The sequence below is a fragment of the Papillibacter cinnamivorans DSM 12816 genome (assembly GCF_900176335.1).
GTDB lineage: Bacteria > Bacillota > Clostridia > Oscillospirales > Oscillospiraceae > Papillibacter > Papillibacter cinnamivorans.
The window spans coordinates 201,681-217,095 of sequence record NZ_FWXW01000001.1; the positions used below are offsets into that span (position 1 = coordinate 201,681).

The 15,415-nt window shown below is 60.0% G+C and carries 14 protein-coding genes; 11 read left to right on the top strand and 3 right to left on the bottom strand.

Features of this window, described 5'->3' with window-relative positions:
* Positions 1-14: 14 nt before the first annotated feature.
* Together B9A13_RS00990 and B9A13_RS00995 are read left to right on the top strand one after the other, a co-directional pair.
* Entirely contained in the window at positions 15-644 is a 630-nt protein-coding gene (locus B9A13_RS00990) for a glycerol-3-phosphate acyltransferase (protein WP_084233170.1), read from the top strand.
* Between the two features lie 60 nt (positions 645-704).
* Positions 705-1,706 carry an NAD(P)H-dependent glycerol-3-phosphate dehydrogenase gene (locus B9A13_RS00995; protein ID WP_084233171.1) on the top strand — a complete coding sequence of 334 codons (1,002 nt, stop codon included), beginning with the start codon at positions 705-707 and terminating at the stop codon, positions 1,704-1,706.
* A gap of 195 nt (positions 1,707-1,901) precedes the next feature.
* Here B9A13_RS00995 and B9A13_RS01000 read toward each other — a convergent pair whose 3' ends face one another.
* The gene (locus B9A13_RS01000) at positions 1,902-2,396 is read right to left on the bottom strand and encodes a superoxide dismutase family protein (protein WP_242942744.1); all 495 of its coding nucleotides are present in this window, start codon (positions 2,394-2,396) and stop codon (positions 1,902-1,904) included.
* A 32-nt stretch (positions 2,397-2,428) separates the two neighbouring features.
* Here B9A13_RS01000 and B9A13_RS13815 point away from each other — a divergent pair, with 32 nt between their 5' ends.
* Positions 2,429-2,956 carry a hypothetical protein gene (locus B9A13_RS13815; protein WP_143806829.1) on the top strand — a complete coding sequence of 176 codons (528 nt, stop codon included), beginning with the start codon at positions 2,429-2,431 and terminating at the stop codon, positions 2,954-2,956.
* 102 nt (positions 2,957-3,058) lie between these two features.
* On the opposite strand, the gene rpmB is transcribed toward B9A13_RS13815, so the two are convergent.
* Positions 3,059-3,247 (bottom strand): 50S ribosomal protein L28, encoded by a 189-nt coding sequence (gene rpmB / locus B9A13_RS01010; protein ID WP_084233173.1) that lies wholly within the window; start codon positions 3,245-3,247, stop codon positions 3,059-3,061.
* 261 nt (positions 3,248-3,508) lie between these two features.
* Here rpmB and hprK point away from each other — a divergent pair, with 261 nt between their 5' ends.
* The 7 genes from hprK to B9A13_RS01045 all read left to right on the top strand — a co-directional run bounded on the left by hprK (position 3,509) and on the right by B9A13_RS01045 (position 13,020).
* Entirely contained in the window at positions 3,509-4,465 is a 957-nt protein-coding gene (gene hprK / locus B9A13_RS01015) for an HPr(Ser) kinase/phosphatase (protein ID WP_084233174.1), read from the top strand.
* Between the two features lie 62 nt (positions 4,466-4,527).
* Positions 4,528-5,529 carry an ROK family protein gene (locus B9A13_RS01020; protein ID WP_084233175.1) on the top strand — a complete coding sequence of 334 codons (1,002 nt, stop codon included), beginning with the start codon at positions 4,528-4,530 and terminating at the stop codon, positions 5,527-5,529.
* 53 nt (positions 5,530-5,582) lie between these two features.
* A complete protein-coding gene (murB, locus tag B9A13_RS01025) occupies positions 5,583-6,533 on the top strand; it encodes a UDP-N-acetylmuramate dehydrogenase (protein WP_084233176.1) in 951 nt (316 codons plus the stop codon).
* A gap of 4 nt (positions 6,534-6,537) precedes the next feature.
* Positions 6,538-7,404, top strand: coding sequence for an RNase adapter RapZ (gene rapZ / locus B9A13_RS01030; RefSeq protein WP_084233177.1), 867 nt, complete (start codon positions 6,538-6,540; stop codon positions 7,402-7,404).
* Between the two features lie 16 nt (positions 7,405-7,420).
* The gene (locus B9A13_RS01035; RefSeq protein ID WP_084233178.1) at positions 7,421-8,491 is read left to right on the top strand and encodes a gluconeogenesis factor YvcK family protein; all 1,071 of its coding nucleotides are present in this window, start codon (positions 7,421-7,423) and stop codon (positions 8,489-8,491) included.
* 91 nt (positions 8,492-8,582) lie between these two features.
* Positions 8,583-9,479 (top strand): DNA-binding protein WhiA, encoded by an 897-nt coding sequence (gene whiA, locus B9A13_RS01040; RefSeq protein ID WP_084233179.1) that lies wholly within the window; start codon positions 8,583-8,585, stop codon positions 9,477-9,479.
* 49 nt (positions 9,480-9,528) lie between these two features.
* Entirely contained in the window at positions 9,529-13,020 is a 3,492-nt protein-coding gene (locus tag B9A13_RS01045; protein ID WP_084233180.1) for a DNA polymerase III subunit alpha, read from the top strand.
* Positions 13,021-13,521: 501 nt separating this feature from the next.
* Here the strand turns inward: B9A13_RS01045 and B9A13_RS01055 are convergent.
* Positions 13,522-14,070 carry a DUF4364 family protein gene (locus B9A13_RS01055; RefSeq protein ID WP_084233182.1) on the bottom strand — a complete coding sequence of 183 codons (549 nt, stop codon included), beginning with the start codon at positions 14,068-14,070 and terminating at the stop codon, positions 13,522-13,524.
* A 256-nt stretch (positions 14,071-14,326) separates the two neighbouring features.
* Here B9A13_RS01055 and B9A13_RS01060 point away from each other — a divergent pair, with 256 nt between their 5' ends.
* Positions 14,327-15,412 carry a DUF3048 domain-containing protein gene (locus B9A13_RS01060; RefSeq protein WP_084233183.1) on the top strand — a complete coding sequence of 362 codons (1,086 nt, stop codon included), beginning with the start codon at positions 14,327-14,329 and terminating at the stop codon, positions 15,410-15,412.
* Positions 15,413-15,415 lie beyond the last annotated feature (3 nt).

Sequence of the window (15,415 nt, forward strand, 5' to 3'; positions counted from 1 at the left end):
AAAGGGGAAGAGGTATGCAGACACTGTATCTGTACGCTCTGATTGTGGCCGTGGTGTCCTATCTGCTGGGCTGCTTCAACGGCTCCATCATCGTCTCCAAATACATCCTGAAAAACGACATCCGCAGTCACGGCAGCGGCAATGCCGGCCTTACGAATTTTTACCGCAGCTTCGGCGGCGGCCTCACTGCCCTGGTCCTTCTGGGGGATATCCTCAAGGCGGTCCTGGCCTATTTCTTCGGCCGCTGGCTCATGGGTTCTCTGGGCTTCGCCGTGGGCGGGGAATTTCTGGCCTGCTTTTTCGTCATGCTGGGGCACACCTTCCCGGTTTTCTTCGGCTTTAAGGGGGGCAAGGGCGTCCTCTCCGGCGGCACTCTGGTTGCCCTCATCGATCTGAGGATCTTCGCCGTGGTGATTATCGCCTTTCTCGTCATGGTCGTTCTGACCCGGTACATATCCCTCGGCTCCATCATGGCGGCCGTGTTCTTTCCCTTTGCCGCCTGGTTTTTCTGGCACAGCCCCTTTTATACCTTCATGACCGTTTTGTGCAGCGCCATGCTCATTTTTATGCACCGGGGCAATCTTACCCGCATTAAAAACGGCACCGAGAGCCGCTTTTCCTTCCGCAGAAAGAAATCCCCCTGAATACGGACTGTATTTATTTCCGGCCCCGGGCCGAAATACGGCGGAAAAAGGTGATGCTGAATGAATATATCCGTTCTCGGCAGCGGTGGGTGGGGCACGGCCCTGTCCCTTCTGCTTCTGGAAAACGGCCACAAGGTGCGCCTATGGTCCGCTTTCCCTGAGGAGGAGGAGCGTCTTCGCTCCTCCGGGGAAAATCCGCTTCTGTCCGGCGTACCCCTGTCCAAAGATCTGGAGATTACCTCCGATATAACCGAAATTTCCGATTCCGCGGTCGTGGTCTTTGCCGCTCCTTCCTTCGCGGTGCGTCAAACGGCAAAAAAGGCGGCGCCGCACCTGGCGCCCGATGCCGTCCTGGTTTCCGTCTCCAAGGGAATTGAGAAGGGCAGCATGCTCCGCCTGTCCCAGGTGATCGCGCAGGAAACCGGGGAAGGGCACCCCATGGTGGCTCTTTCCGGCCCCTCCCACGCCGAGGAAGTGGGACGGGGAGTTCCCACCGGCTGCGTGGCCGCCTCGGTAGACAGGAAGGCGGCCGAATTTGTCCAGGACGTCTTCATGTGCCCCCGCTTCCGGGTTTACGCCAGCCCTGATATCGTCGGGGTGGAGCTGGGCGCCGCTCTCAAGAACGTCATTGCCCTGTGCAGCGGCGTCTGCGACGGGATGAACTGCGGGGACAATACCAAGGCCATGCTCATGACCCGGGGCCTCGCCGAGATTGCCCGCCTGGGCGCGGCTATGGGCGGGCGCAGGGAAACCTTCGCGGGCCTTGCCGGCGTGGGGGATCTCATCGTCACCTGCACCTCCATGCACTCCCGGAACCGCCGCGCCGGCATTCTTATCGGCCAGGGCGTGGAGCCCGCCGAGGCGGTGCGCCGCATCGGCGCAGTGGTGGAAGGCTATTTTGCCGCCGAAGTGGCCAAATCTCTCTCCGAACGCTACAATGTGGAAATGCCCATCTCTTTGGGCGCCTACCGCGTTCTGTATCAAGGAAGCCGCCCTGAAACCGTTCTCCAGGAGCTCATGACCCGCTCCCGCAAGCACGAGATCGAGGACAGCTGGACCTGAACCGAATTGAAACGTCAGGCGCCCGAAGGAACTGCTGCATGTCCTTCGGGCGCTGCAGTTTTTTGCCGGGGATCCCTCGCGGCATCCCCGCACGCCGGGGAACCAAAGGCGCGCTTGTGCCGCGAGAAGTCCATTCGGTTTACATAATATTTCAGAGGAGGACCGGGAGTCGGAGAACCGTCTCCCGGTCCATGCTCATTTCCGCGCGGGCGTGGTCTTTTCTACGACCCCGCAGGCAATCCTGTCTCCCGAATCCCCAGAGGGCTGGCTCCTGTAATTGTCCGGCATGGCGTGGATCACCACGCTCCGTCCCAGCACCTGAGCGGGAGTGAAGCGCTCGGTGTATACCAGGCTGTAGGCGAAGCCGTCGTTTGACAGGAGGACCGGGAGGTCTCCGGCGTGGTTGGGGTGCAGTTCGTTTTTGGGATTGAAGTGCCCCCCGGCGCTGGCAAAATCGCCGGCATCTCCTTTTGCGGTCTCGCACTTTCCCGTCTCGTGGACGTGGAACCCAAGAAACCGCCCGGGCGGCAGCCCCTCAATGCTGGTCAGTACCAGACTCCCTTCCTGGAAGGGATAGAAAAATACCTCGCCCTGCACGCGGGGATAGGCGCTCCCGCCCCGGACCTTTGCGTATGCCGTGGCTCCGCCCTCCATAACGACCCGCGGAAGGTAAAAAATCTGCTCTGCCAAACGATCCTTCCTTTCCCTTTGAGTTTCACCCCATGGTATGCGGAAAAATGATATTTGCCACCCGATTCAGGAATAATTATCGCAATTACCCGACGAAAACCCGATATCATTCGTCCGTTGCAGTAAAAAATACGAAGCCGCCTTATCTGAAGACAAGGCGGCTTCGTATTCAGTTTATTGTAATAGAAAATATCTTAGCTTATGCTGAATTATGCCCAGTTCGTATCTTTGCCGCCGTCAGCCCATCCATTGCCACCGCAACAGGGGAAACAGCAGGGTTTCTCGGGCTTCTTCTCCGGCTCTTTCATCGGCTGGGATGCGCAGCAGGGGAAGCAGCAGCAGCAGCAGCAGCAGGGGAAGCAGCAGGGCTTCTCGGGCTTCTTCTCCGGTTCTTTTTTCTCCTCGCGCTTGTTTTCACAGATGATATTATAATACTGATTAACGGTTCCGCAGGTAACGTCTTTTTTGATTTCTTGTCTGTCGTCCATTTCTATTTTCCTCACATTCCCCGGCATCCTTGGCCGGTACTGCATTATATGCCGCCCCTCTTCTCCGGGTGATGCCGCCATAAGGCTGCGTTCGGCAAAGAAAGAAAAAGACGGAGGTGTCGAAAAATAAAAACCCTCCGGCAAAAGCCGGAGGGCCATACTTTGAATATTCCGTTATACCGCGCGCTGCACCTTACCGGAGCGGAGGCACCGGGTACAAACGTACACATGCTTGGGACTTCCGTTCACGATAGCCTTGACCCGTTTCACATTGGGCATCCAGGTCCGGTTGGAACGCCGGTGGGAATGGGAGACCTTGATCCCGAAAGAAACGCCCTTGTCGCAATACTCGCATCTGGCCATTTGCTGCACCTCCCCGCGTGAGACGATTTTCCGCTGTCTTCCGACAGCACTAAGTATCATATCAGAACAAACTGCAAAAAGCAAGAAGAATTTTCTTTCTCCATTCGTGTTCCAGTGCTTGCCGGATGCGCTGGCGGCGACAATTCGGAATACGCTGGGGTGTTGCGAAAAAGCGGATTCCTGTATATAATAAATTGGATAGCGAAGACAACCTCCTCACGATCTTGTCTTCCCATACAAAAGAGAGGCGGGGTGCTCCCTATGGACAGTCCGTACAGCGTCAGGCTCCGTCAGGTGATCGACGAGTTCAATCTCGAGATCATCCGAGCGGGCGAAAAAATGGAAAAGCAGGTCCTCACCACCGCGGATGTGAACCGCCCCGGTCTTCAGCTGGCCGGCTTCTTCGATTACTTCGATCCCAAGCGGCTTCAGGTGATCGGGAAGGTGGAGACCACCTATCTGGAGGGCATGTCCCCGGCCCAGCGCTCCGAGAGCTTCGAGCGTCTTTTGTCCTGGGACATCCCGGCCCTTGTCATCTCCCGGGGGATGGAACCCTTTCCCGAGTGTCTGGCAATGGCCGAAAAGTACGACAAGACCGTGCTGCGCACCAAGGATACCACCTCCGAGTTCATGAGCACCGTCATTGCAAGTCTCCGGGGCTACCTGGCCCCCCGTATCACCCGGCACGGGGTTCTGGTGGAGGTTTACGGCGAGGGCATCCTCATCCTGGGGGAGAGCGGCGTCGGCAAGAGCGAAACCGCCATCGAACTGGTAAAGCGCGGTCACCGGCTCATCGCCGACGACGCCGTGGAAATCAAGAAAGTGACTTCCCGCTCTCTGGTGGGCACCGCGCCGGAGCTGATCCGGCACTACATCGAGCTCAGGGGCATCGGGGTCATCGACGTGCGGCGCCTCTTCGGAATGAGTGCCATCAAGCCCTCCCAGCAGATCGATCTCGTGATTAATTTGGAGCAGTGGAGGGACGGGGCCATCTACGACCGGCTGGGCCTTGAAAACCTCTATACCACCATCCTGGATATCAAGGTTCCCTCCCTCACCGTCCCGGTCAAGCCCGGGCGAAACCTGGCGGTGATCATCGAGGTGGCCGCCATGAACAACCGCCACAAGAAACTGGGCTTCAACGCCGCCCAGGAATTCACCCAGCAGATCAACCGGCACTTTGATCAGACTTTGAGCGCCGAAAAGGAAGGGAAATAGCGGCCCTCCGGCGGGGAACCGGGGCCGGGACCCCGTCCTGCGGCCGGAGGAGTGAGACTGTTTTGTATATCGGCATTGACGTGGGCGGCACCAATCTGGCCGCCGGCCTCGTGGATCAGGAGGGGCGGCTGCTTGCCTCCTCCAAACGGAAGGTCAACCCTTCTCTCGGGCCCGAAGCCATTGTTTCGGATATCCTGGCGGTCGCCCTGGAGGTCCTGGAGGCGGGCGGCGCCTCCCGCGAGCAGGTCGAATGGGTGGGCATGGGGATTCCCGGTACGGTGGACAGGGCTTCGGGCGTCATCATCTATACCTGCAACCTGCCCTTTTTAAACACCCCCGTCCGTAAGCTCTTTCAGAGCGGCTGGAACATTCCCGTCCTTCTGGACAACGACGCCAACTGCGCCCTTCTGGGCGAGGTCTTCTGCGGCGCCGCCCGCGGGCGGGAAAGCGCCTTGGTCCTCACCATAGGCACCGGGATCGGAGCCGGCGTTCTCATAGACGGCAGGATTTTCACCGGCTTTAACGGCGCCGGCACGGAAGTGGGCCATATGGTGATCGAAACCGGCGGCAGGCTCTGCACCTGCGGGCGCAGAGGCTGCTGGGAAACCTACGCCTCGGCCACCGGCCTCAAGGCCCTGACCCGGGAGGAGATGGAGCGCAGTCCGGAAAGCCTCATGTGGCGTCTATCCGGCGGCACCCTGGAGGGAGCGGGGGGCAGGACGGCCTTCCTCGCCGCCAGGGAAGGGGACGAAGCGGCCCGGCGGGTGACGGAGGAATACATCCGGTTTTTGGGGGCCGGCGTTGTCAACCTGGTGAATATTTTTCAGCCCGAGATCCTCTGCCTGGGCGGAGGCGTCAGCAACGAGGCGGACGAGTCGTTTCTCTTTCCCATCCGCCGGATTGTGGAACGGGAGCGGTACAGCAAGGAAGTCCCCCAGACCGAGATCGTCAGGGCGGAGCTTGGGGATAAGGCCGGCATGATCGGCGCTGCGTTTTTAGGCCGCGTGGCCTATCGCGGCTCCGGAGCCTTTCCCGGCCGGAACGGAAACAAATTCGGGGTATAAGAGCCGCCCCGGCGGCATAAAAACCAATGAAAGCTATTGTTTGGAGGATTCATATGGACTGGGTGGCGGCCCTGGCCGAAAAACTGAAGACCCGCGCGCCTGGCATTCCCCTGGAGGAAAACGTTCTTATGTCCAGGATGACCTCCTTCCGCATCGGCGGCCCGGCGAGGCTGGTGGCCCTGCCCCGTTCGGGGGAAGAGCTGTCAGAGGCCTTTCGCTGCGCCCGTGAAATGGATATTGATCCTCTCCCGGTGGGCAACGGCACCAATCTTCTGGTTCCCGACAGGGGGCTGGACGCCTTTGTGATCCGCACCTTCGACGGGGTGGGGGACATCCGGTGCACCGGGGAAGCGGAGATCTCGGCGGGCGCGGGGGTCCTGCTCTCCCGCCTTGCCTCCTTTGCCCGGGACTGTGGTCTTGCAGGTCTGGAATTTGCCCACGGCATCCCAGGCACCCTGGGAGGCGCCGTGGTGATGAACGCGGGGGCCTACGGCGGGGAAATGAAGGACGCGGTGTATGAGGTCCGCGCCCTTTCCGAAACCGGAGAGCTCATGACCCTTCGGGAAGGGGAGCTGGACTTTTCATACCGGCACAGCGTCTTTTCCGGGGGAGGCGGCGTGGTCCTCGGGGCCGTCCTGCGCCTTGCCCCGGGAGATACGGAAGGTATCCGCGGGAAAATGGAGGAGCTCTCCGCCCGCAGACGCCAGAGCCAGCCCCTGGAATACCCCAGCGCGGGCAGCGCCTTCAAGCGTCCTCCCGGCCATTTTGCCGCCGCCCTGATACAGGAGGCGGGCCTCAAGGGAACCGCCGTGGGCGGCGCCCAGGTCTCCGAGAAGCACGCCGGATTCATCATAAACCGGGGCGGAGCCACCTGTGAGGACGTTCTCCGGCTGATGGACCTGGTCCGGGAAACGGTATTCCGCCGTTCCGGCGTAACCCTGGAACCGGAAATCAAAATCCTGGACGGGACAGATTTGGATCACCCGCCGGCGGCGGGGAGGTAGAAACATGGAATTTCTCATCATTTCGGGCCTGTCCGGAGCGGGAAAAAGCAAGACCGTCTCCATTCTGGAGGATCTGGGTTATTACTGCGTGGACAACATGCCCGTGGTCTTTATCCCGAAATTTGCCGAGCTCTGCCTCGCAGGAAAAGGGAAATACGATCGGGTGGCCCTGGTTACCGACGTCCGGGGCGGACGCACCTTCGAGGGGCTTTTCAAGGCACTGGACGACCTGACGGAAATGGGCTGCGACTATAAGATCCTCTTCGTGGAGGCGTCTGTGGACGTTATCATCCGCCGCTACAAGGAAAGCCGGAGAAAGCACCCCCTTGCCGACGAGGGAACTCCTCTGGAGGAAGCGGTGCGCACCGAGCGCGTCGTCCTTGAGCCCGTGCGCAGCCGTGCCGAGTATATCATAGACACCTCAGTTCTCTCTCTGGCGAAGCTACGGGGAGAGGTGATCAAGCTTTTCGGCCGGGGCGCGTCCCAGGTGCCCATGAGCGTCAGTGTCCTTTCCTTCGGCTTCCGATACGGGGTTCCCATGGAGGCCGACCTGGTCTTCGACGTACGTTTTCTCCCCAACCCCTATTATATCGAGGCCCTGCGGCCCCTTTCCGGCCTCGAGAAAGAGGTGGAGGATTTCATCTTCAGCTACCGCCAGACCCACGATTTCATGAAGCATCTCAAGTCCATGCTGAGCTTCCTCCTCCCCCTGTATGTGGAGGAGGGGAAGACCGCCCTGGTCATCGGCGTCGGGTGCACAGGGGGGCGGCACCGCTCCGTGGCAATCACCCGGGCGCTGACGGAATTTATCAAGCGCAAGGGGTACGAGGCATCGGAAAACCACCGGGACATGACCCGGTCCCTGAAATAGTCGCAAGGAGGCTCTCATGCTGGATGAGAAGGAAATAGACCCCGGCCGGTTCGGCGCTGCGCGCCGGGCGGGTCCCCGCATCGTCGCCGTCGGCGGCGGGAACGGTCTTGCCACCATGCTCCGCGGATTGAAGCGGTATACGGAGAACATAACGGCCGTCGTCACCGTGGCGGACGACGGCGGCGGATCCGGCGTCCTGCGCCAGGAACTGGGCATGCTGCCTCCCGGGGACATACGAAACTGCATTCTCGCCCTTTCCAATACCGAGCCCACCATGGAAAAGCTGCTCAATTACCGCTTTACCGAGGGGGTTCTGGCCGGCCAGAGCTTCGGGAACCTGTTCCTCGCCGCCCTCAACGGCATTTCCCCCTCCTTTGACACGGCCGTCAGCCGGATGGGAGAGGTGCTGGCCGTGACCGGGCGCGTCCTTCCCGTCACCACGGCCAACGTGAATATCGAGGCGGAGTTTGAAAATCACACCAAGGTTTTGGGTGAATCCAAGATCTTCCGTTTTAAAAAGGCCCAGGACTGCCGTATCCTGCGGGTGCGCCTGGTGCCCGAGGGGCCGCCCGCTCTTCCCGCCGCCGTGGAGGCCATCCTTTCCGCGGACATGATCCTCTTCGGGCCGGGGAGTCTCTACACCAGCATCATCCCGAACCTCCTGGTGGAAGGGATCGCGGACGCGGTGACCGCTTCCCATGCCCTCAAGGTCCTGATCCTGAACATCATGACCCAGGAAGGGGAGACCGAGGGCTATACCGCCTCCGATCATGTGAAGGCCGTCTTCGCCCATTCCCGGGAAGGCCTCTTCGATCTGTGCCTCGCCAATTCCGCCCCCGTCCCGGCAAAGCTCCGGGAGCGCTACGAGGCGGAAGGCGCCGAACCCATCCGGGTGGATACGGAGGAACTGAGGCGTCTGGGTGTGGAGCCCGTCCTGCGGCCCATGGTTTCCCAGTCCTCGGATTACGCCCGCCACAGCTCTCAGAGCCTCGCCAAAGAGCTCCTTTTGCTCCATGCCCGGCGGAGCATGCGCCTGGCCTATGAAAAATACGACGATCTGATGGTCCAGTATATCCTGGAGCAATAACCGGGAAAAACCCACTTCGGGCCAGCCCTGTCTTCCTTCCCCGTCCGGAGGGAGAGACGCCGGCAATAAGGCCCCTGCAAGGAGGCGCATCATGTCCTTTTCGTCCGAAACCAAAGCGGAACTCTGCCGCATTCCCATGAATAAGACCTGCTGCGCCCGGGCGGAAGCTTACGGCGTGCTTTTGTACTGCAACACCTTTTCCCCCGTCCGGATCCGGATCGTCACGGGGAGCCGCCCCGTGGCCGCGAGGCTCCCGAAGCTCTTTTACAAGGCCTTCCGCCTCCGGTTCGATCTCCTGCCGGACTCGCCCGACGTCTCCGGCAAGCTTCACCTGGAAATCACCGACCCCAAAAAGCTCCGGGAAATTTTCGACGCCTTCGGCTACACCCCCGGAAGGCATATTTCCCATGACATCAATTTCGGTCTTCTGGAGGAGGACTGCTGCCGGCAGGCTTTCCTCCGGGGCGCCTTTCTGGCCGGCGGTTCGGTCACCGACCCGGAAAAGCGCTACCACCTGGAACTGGCCACCCCCCATTTCAAAGTGAGCCGGGAGCTTTTCGCCCTGCTTCTGGACATGTCGTTTTCCCCCAAGGCCGCCCCCCGCAACGCCAATTACATCACCTATTTCAAGCAGAGCGAATCCATCGAGGATTTTCTAACTACCATCGGCGCGCCGGTCTCCGCCATGAAGATCATGTCCGCCAAGGTGGAAAAGCATCTGCGCAGCGGGGTGAACCGCCGGGTAAACTGCGACACCGCCAACCTAGGAAAAGCCGTGGACGCCGCCCAGGAGCATCTGGACGCCATCCGCAGGCTCCGGGAAAAGGGCATGCTGGACGCGCTGCCCGAAAAGCTCCGGGAGACCGCCCGGCTCCGCACCGAGCACCCCGAGGCCACTCTCAGCGAGCTTGCCGTCCTCTTTGAGCCCCCCGTTACCAAGTCCTGCCTCTGTCACCGTCTGAGAAAACTGGACGAGCTCTCCCGTTAAACGCCCGGAAACGGAACCGGGGCGGAAAACCGCTGGAAAGGAAGCCGCCATGTCCTTTGTACATCTCCATGTTCACAGCGAGTACAGCCTCCTGGACGGCGCCTGCCGGATCCGGGGGCTTGTGGACCGCGCCAAGGCGCTGGGTCAGACGGCTCTCGCCGTCACCGATCACGGCGTCATGTACGGCGCGGTGGATTTTTATAAAGCCGCCAAGTCCGCCGGCATCAAGCCCGTCGTGGGCTGCGAGGTCTACGTGGCTCCCCGCAGCCGCTTCGACAGGGTCCACGAGCTGGACGGGGAGGCCCGGCACCTGGTCCTCCTGTGCAAGGATGAGACCGGATACCGGAACCTCTCCTATATCGTGAGCCTTGGCTTCACCGAGGGGTTTTACGTCAAGCCCCGGGTGGACATGGAGCTTCTGCGCGCCCACTCGGAGGGGCTCATCGCCCTGTCCGCCTGCCTTGCCGGGGAGCTACCCCGCCTATTGCTCGCGGGGGATTTCCAGGGCGCGAAGCGCTATGCTCTGGAGATGGCGGAGATCTTCGGGAAAGACAATTATTATCTCGAGCTTCAGGATCACGGCATTCCCGAGCAGCGGGAGGTGAACCGCGGTCTTCTGCGTCTCTCCCGGGAAACCGGTCTGCCTTTGGTGGCCACCAACGACGCCCATTACCTGGCCAAAGAGGACGCCCGGATGCAGGACGTGCTCCTGTGCGTCCAGACCAATAAAACGGTGGACAATCCCGACCGCATGAAGTTCGCCACCGACGAATTTTATATCAAATCCGAAGAGGAAATGGCCGCCCTTTTCCCGGAATGCCCAGAGGCTCTGAAAAACACCGCTGAGATTGCCGACCGCTGCAATCTGGTCTTCCAGTTCGGGGTGCACCACCTGCCGGAATTCAAGCACCCCCAGGGTCTCGGCGGCTGGGAATACTTCGAGCGCCTGTGCAAAGAGGGCTTCGCCCTGCGCTACCCCGGCGGCGGCAAAGATTACCTGGACCGGCTGGATTTCGAGATGCAGATGATCCGGCGCATGGGCTTCGTGGACTATTTCCTCATCGTTGGGGATTTCATCTCCTACGCCAAGGGGAAGGGGATCCCCGTGGGCCCCGGCAGAGGCTCCGCCGCAGGCAGCATGGTCTCCTACTGCCTGGGGATCACCGACGTGGACCCCATGAAATACGGCCTGTATTTCGAGCGTTTCCTGAACCCCGAGCGCATCAGCATGCCCGATATCGACATCGACTTCTGCTACCAGCGCCGCCCAGAGGTCATCGAGTACGTCATTGATAAATACGGCGCCGACCACGTGGCCCAGATCGTCACCTTCGGCACCATGGCCGCCCGGGGCGCCATCCGGGACGTGGGGAGGGCCCTGAATTTCACTTACGCCGAGGTGGACGCGGTGGCCAAGCAGGTGCCCTCCACCCTTCACATCACCCTGGAGGACGCCCTGAAGCTCTCCCGCCCCTTAAAGGATATGTACGAGTCCGACGAGCGCATCAAAAACCTCATCGACACCGCAAAGTCCCTGGAGGGCATGCCGCGCCACGCCTCCACCCACGCGGCGGGCGTCGTTATAACGCGCCTTCCGGTGTACGAATACGTCCCCCTGGCCAAAAACGACGAATCCGTGGTCACCCAGTACCCCATGACCACCCTGGAGGAGCTGGGGCTTCTCAAGATGGACTTTCTGGGTCTTAGAAACCTCACCGTGATCGACGACGCGGTCCGTCTCATCCGCAGGCGGCACCCGGATTTTGATTTAAATACCGTTCCCGACGACGACCCCGAGACCTTCGCCATGATCTCCTCCGGCAAAACCTCCGGAGTCTTCCAGATGGAAAGCTCGGGGATGACCGGGGTGTGTACCGGCCTGCGTCCTCAGAGCATCGAGGACATCACCGCCATCATCGCCCTGTACCGTCCCGGCCCCATGGAGTCCATCCCCCGGTTCATCGCCTGCAAGCAGAACCCGGAGCGCATCCGCTACAAGCACCCCATGCTGGAGGGGATCCTCAACGTCACCTACGGCTGCATCGTCTATCAGGAGCAGGTGATCGAGATCTTCAAAAAGATGGCGGGCTATTCCGCCGGTCAGGCCGACATGATGCGGCGGGCCATCTCCAAGAAAAAGCAGGCCGAGATCATTAAGGAACGCGAGGCCTTTATTAACGGCGACCCCGCCCGGAATATCTCGGGCGCCGTGAATAACGGCGTGGACAGGGAGACCGCCGAGGCCGTCTACGAGGAGATCTTCGACTTTGCAAACTATGCCTTCAACAAGGCTCACGCGGTCTGCTACGCGGTCATCGCCTACCAGACGGCTTACCTCAAGCGTCATTACACCCGGGAATATATGGCGGCTCTATTGACCTCGGTTCTGGACAGCAGCGCCAAGGTGGCCGAATATATTTCCGAGTGCCGGGAATACGGCATCCGGCTTCTTCCCCCGGATATCAACCGTTCCTCCGACGACTTTACCGTGGAGGGGGACGACATCCGTTTCGGCCTCGTGGCGGTGAAGAACATCGGCCGGGGCTTTATCCGCTCCGTCATGGCCGAACGGGAGGAGCACGGCGATTTCATCTCTTTCCCGGATTTCTGCTCCCGGATGTTCCGGTACGATCTCAACCGCCGCGCCATGGAAAGCCTGATTCGCTGCGGCGCCTTCGATTTCTTCGGAAAGGCCCGTTCTCAGCTCCTCCAGGTCTACGATCTCGTGGTGGAGGCCATCTCCTGCGACCGCCGCCGCAATGTGGAGGGCCAGTTGGGCCTCTTCGGAGGCGGGGGAGAGGAGGCTTCCTGTCCGGAGATCCATTACCCCGACGTCCGGGAATTTTCCAAGGCCGAGCTCATGGCCATGGAGAAGGAGACCACCGGACTTTACCTTTCGGGCCACCCCATGGACGAGTACCGCAATTCCCTCCGGAAGGCCGGCGCCGTCCCAATGGGACGTATCCTCTCCGACTTTGCCCAGGAGGGGGGGCCGTCTGTCTACCGGGACGAGCAGCGGATCACCCTGGCCGGCGTCATCGGCTCGGTGAAGACCAAAACCACCAGGAATAACACCCTCATGGCCTACGTCACCATCGAGGACGACTCCGGCTCCATGGAAATGCTCTGCTTCGCCCGGGTGCTGGACGAGTGCGGCGGCCAGATCCGGGAAAACAATCCCGTCCTGGTTCAGGGCAGGCTCTCCGCCCGGGACGACAAAGACCCCCAGCTCATGTGCGATTCCGTCCGTCCGCTTTCCGACACCGCTCCCGGCGGTGCCGATTCCCCGGATTCCACCTGCGTACCGGACGCCGGGCCGGAAGGGAAGAAGCCCTCCTCTGTTTACATAAAACTTCCCAGTGAGGACGGCCCCGAGCTTGCCCGCCTGCGCCTCGTCCTCACCATGTTCCCCGGCAATTCCCGCATGGTCATCACCTTTACAGACTGCGCGAAGCGCCTGGGCGCCTCCTGCGTCGTACACCCCGCCCTCTTGAAAGAACTCCGGGAATGGCTGGGGGAGGAAAATGTGGTTGTAAAATAAAAAACGGGGTCGGGATTGCCGCAAGCAATCCCGACCCCTATTTCTTATAGTGAATTCTTACGTTGTTGGCCTCGAATATGGTTTACATATCAACATTGGATAATAATACGCGCTTTCCTCTTAATCGCCGCACAGAGCAGATTTTCGCAGACTCATTAAGCCCCACATTCTCAAATCCGGAGAGTCCCGATCGCGGGCTGAAAAAATGTCCTCTTGCCACCGGGTCGTCTGTGCGTTTGAAACTGCCGATAGTCAATCTGTCATTGAAAGCGCCCACAGGAATATCCCTCCCCGGGAATCCAAGGAGGCCGCGGCCCCTTGGTCTGTTTTTGATAACTTTTTGTAGAAATAAAAAGTTACCCCCAGCAAAGCGCATAACCCCCGTCCCCCAAAAAACAAAAAAATAAACCCCCTCCATTGGAAAATGAGAGGGAGTCGAAGCAAATACAGCAGGAATATAATTCCATTTGGTATAATTATACATCTGGCAATCAAAAAACCCTATTCTTCCTCCTCGTCCTTGGAGTAATCCGACAGCAGCACCCCCAGGACGGCGTTGTAAATCTCCTCGGCGTGCTTTTTGAAATTTTCCTCCAGCTTGCCGGCGTACTCGGCGGACGCCGCCAGCATGTCGATGGTGAGGATGTTCTCCAGATCGTCGTCCAAAGAAAGCCGGACGGTAAAGGTCCCGCCGGGGCGGGGTTCGCTCCCGGTGCGGATCATGGCATTGCGCCGCAGCCGCCCGTTGAGGACGGCCACCTGCTTGTCCGCTTTGACCCGGACGGAGTAGGGGATGCTGCTCTGGCAGATGTCCCCGTTTTTCAGTCCCTTCTCCGTAATGCGGAAGAGCTCCTCCTTGTCCTGCTCCAGATGCCCTGTTCCCACCAGCTCGTGGACCGCCTCGGCAAATTCGAAGTAGTCGATGCCCTCGTCGCAGAGGGTAAGCTCGGTGAGCGTGCCGAAGCTGATGGGCTCCGTCACCCGGGCCATGATATACAAAATCAAAAACTTTATCTCCAGCTTGTCATGGATAAATCCATATCTCGCCATGGGTAGGCTCCTTTCCGCCGCCGTGCCGTCCCGTTCGTTCCGGCCCGTCGATATGCGCCTGCTGAGGATAGTATATCACAGAAATGAAAGGCGGAATATCCCCGGTCGTATTTTGCCGAAAAATCCGTTTTCCCGTCTCCATTGACAGGACTGTCCTGAACCGGTATGATTTGTATAAAGTCCAACTTGGTTTTTACCGCAGGAATGGCGGAATGCGGCGTGGCTTTGAATGATTGCGGATAGGGGAGGACACCTGATGAAGCGTCTTATTCTGATTGGAATGGTATTTTGCCTGATATTGGCGGGCTGCTCCTCCGGGGCGTCGCCCTCTCCCTCGCCTTCGCCCAGTCCGACCCCTTCCCCCGAGGTTACCGAACCCTCTCCCACGGTGGATCCGGACAATCCCAACGGATATACCGGGATTAACCCCCTCACCGGCATGCCCATTGAGGACTCCAAGGTGGCCGACCGGCCCGTGGCCGTGATGCTCAACAACCTTAAGGCGGCCCTGCCCCAGCACGGGCAGTCCCAGGCCGACATCATCTATGAAATCCCCGCGGAAGGCGGCATCACCCGGATGCTGGCCCTTTTCCAGGATCCCTCCGTCGTGGGGGATATCGGCAGCGTCCGCAGTACCCGGCCCTACTATCTGGACGTGGTCACCGGGCACGACGCCATTCTGATCCATGCCGGCGGCAGCGAACAGGCTTACAGCGATATAAAAACCGAGGGCATCGACGCTCTGGACGCCGTCCGGGGCAACAAGGCCGCCGATCTTTTCTGGCGGGATCAGGAGCGTATCAAGACCGCGGGATATGAGCACAGCGTCTTCACCTCCGGAGAGCGCATCGCCCGCCTTCTTCCTACATACGATATCCGCCTGCGCCACGAGGACGACTATGAATACCGCATGAAGTTTTCCAAGGATGCCGTCCCGGAAAACGGAACTGCGGCGGATAAACTCACGATTGTCTTCTCCAGCTACAAGACCGGCGTCTTCACATACGATTCCGCCTCCGGTCTGTATCTCGCAAGCGAGTATGGTGCGCCCTATGTGGACGGAAACAGTGACGAGCAGGTGGCCGTGAAAAACGTATTCGTCCTGCGGGCCGACATAGCACTCATCCCCGGCGACACCGCCGGCCGCCTCACGGTGGATCTGGTGGGCAGCGGCACCGGATACTTCGCCTGCGGCGGAAAATCGGTGGAAATCAAATGGTCCAAAGCTTCCGACAACGACCCCTTCGTATATACCCTGAAAAACGGCGGCGAACTGGTCCTGGGGAAGGGAACCAGCTATGTAAACATCGTTCCCGGAAACGCCAAGGTAACCATAGAATAACAG

What these genes read in the sequence shown, in the direction of transcription:
- B9A13_RS00990 (WP_084233170.1), top strand. Translation starts at nt 15, where the DNA reads ATGCAGACACTGTATCTGTACGCTCTGATTGTGGCCGTGGTGTCCTAT.
- B9A13_RS00995 (WP_084233171.1), top strand. Translation starts at nt 705, where the DNA reads ATGAATATATCCGTTCTCGGCAGCGGTGGGTGGGGCACGGCCCTGTCC.
- B9A13_RS13815 (WP_143806829.1), top strand. Translation starts at nt 2,429, where the DNA reads ATGGTATGCGGAAAAATGATATTTGCCACCCGATTCAGGAATAATTAT.
- rpmB (WP_084233173.1), bottom strand. Translation starts at nt 3,247, where the DNA reads ATGGCCAGATGCGAGTATTGCGACAAGGGCGTTTCTTTCGGGATCAAG.
- hprK (WP_084233174.1), top strand. Translation starts at nt 3,509, where the DNA reads ATGGACAGTCCGTACAGCGTCAGGCTCCGTCAGGTGATCGACGAGTTC.
- murB (WP_084233176.1), top strand. Translation starts at nt 5,583, where the DNA reads ATGGACTGGGTGGCGGCCCTGGCCGAAAAACTGAAGACCCGCGCGCCT.
- rapZ (WP_084233177.1), top strand. Translation starts at nt 6,538, where the DNA reads ATGGAATTTCTCATCATTTCGGGCCTGTCCGGAGCGGGAAAAAGCAAG.
- B9A13_RS01035 (WP_084233178.1), top strand. Translation starts at nt 7,421, where the DNA reads ATGCTGGATGAGAAGGAAATAGACCCCGGCCGGTTCGGCGCTGCGCGC.
- whiA (WP_084233179.1), top strand. Translation starts at nt 8,583, where the DNA reads ATGTCCTTTTCGTCCGAAACCAAAGCGGAACTCTGCCGCATTCCCATG.
- B9A13_RS01045 (WP_084233180.1), top strand. Translation starts at nt 9,529, where the DNA reads ATGTCCTTTGTACATCTCCATGTTCACAGCGAGTACAGCCTCCTGGAC.
- B9A13_RS01055 (WP_084233182.1), bottom strand. Translation starts at nt 14,070, where the DNA reads ATGGCGAGATATGGATTTATCCATGACAAGCTGGAGATAAAGTTTTTG.
- B9A13_RS01060 (WP_084233183.1), top strand. Translation starts at nt 14,327, where the DNA reads ATGAAGCGTCTTATTCTGATTGGAATGGTATTTTGCCTGATATTGGCG.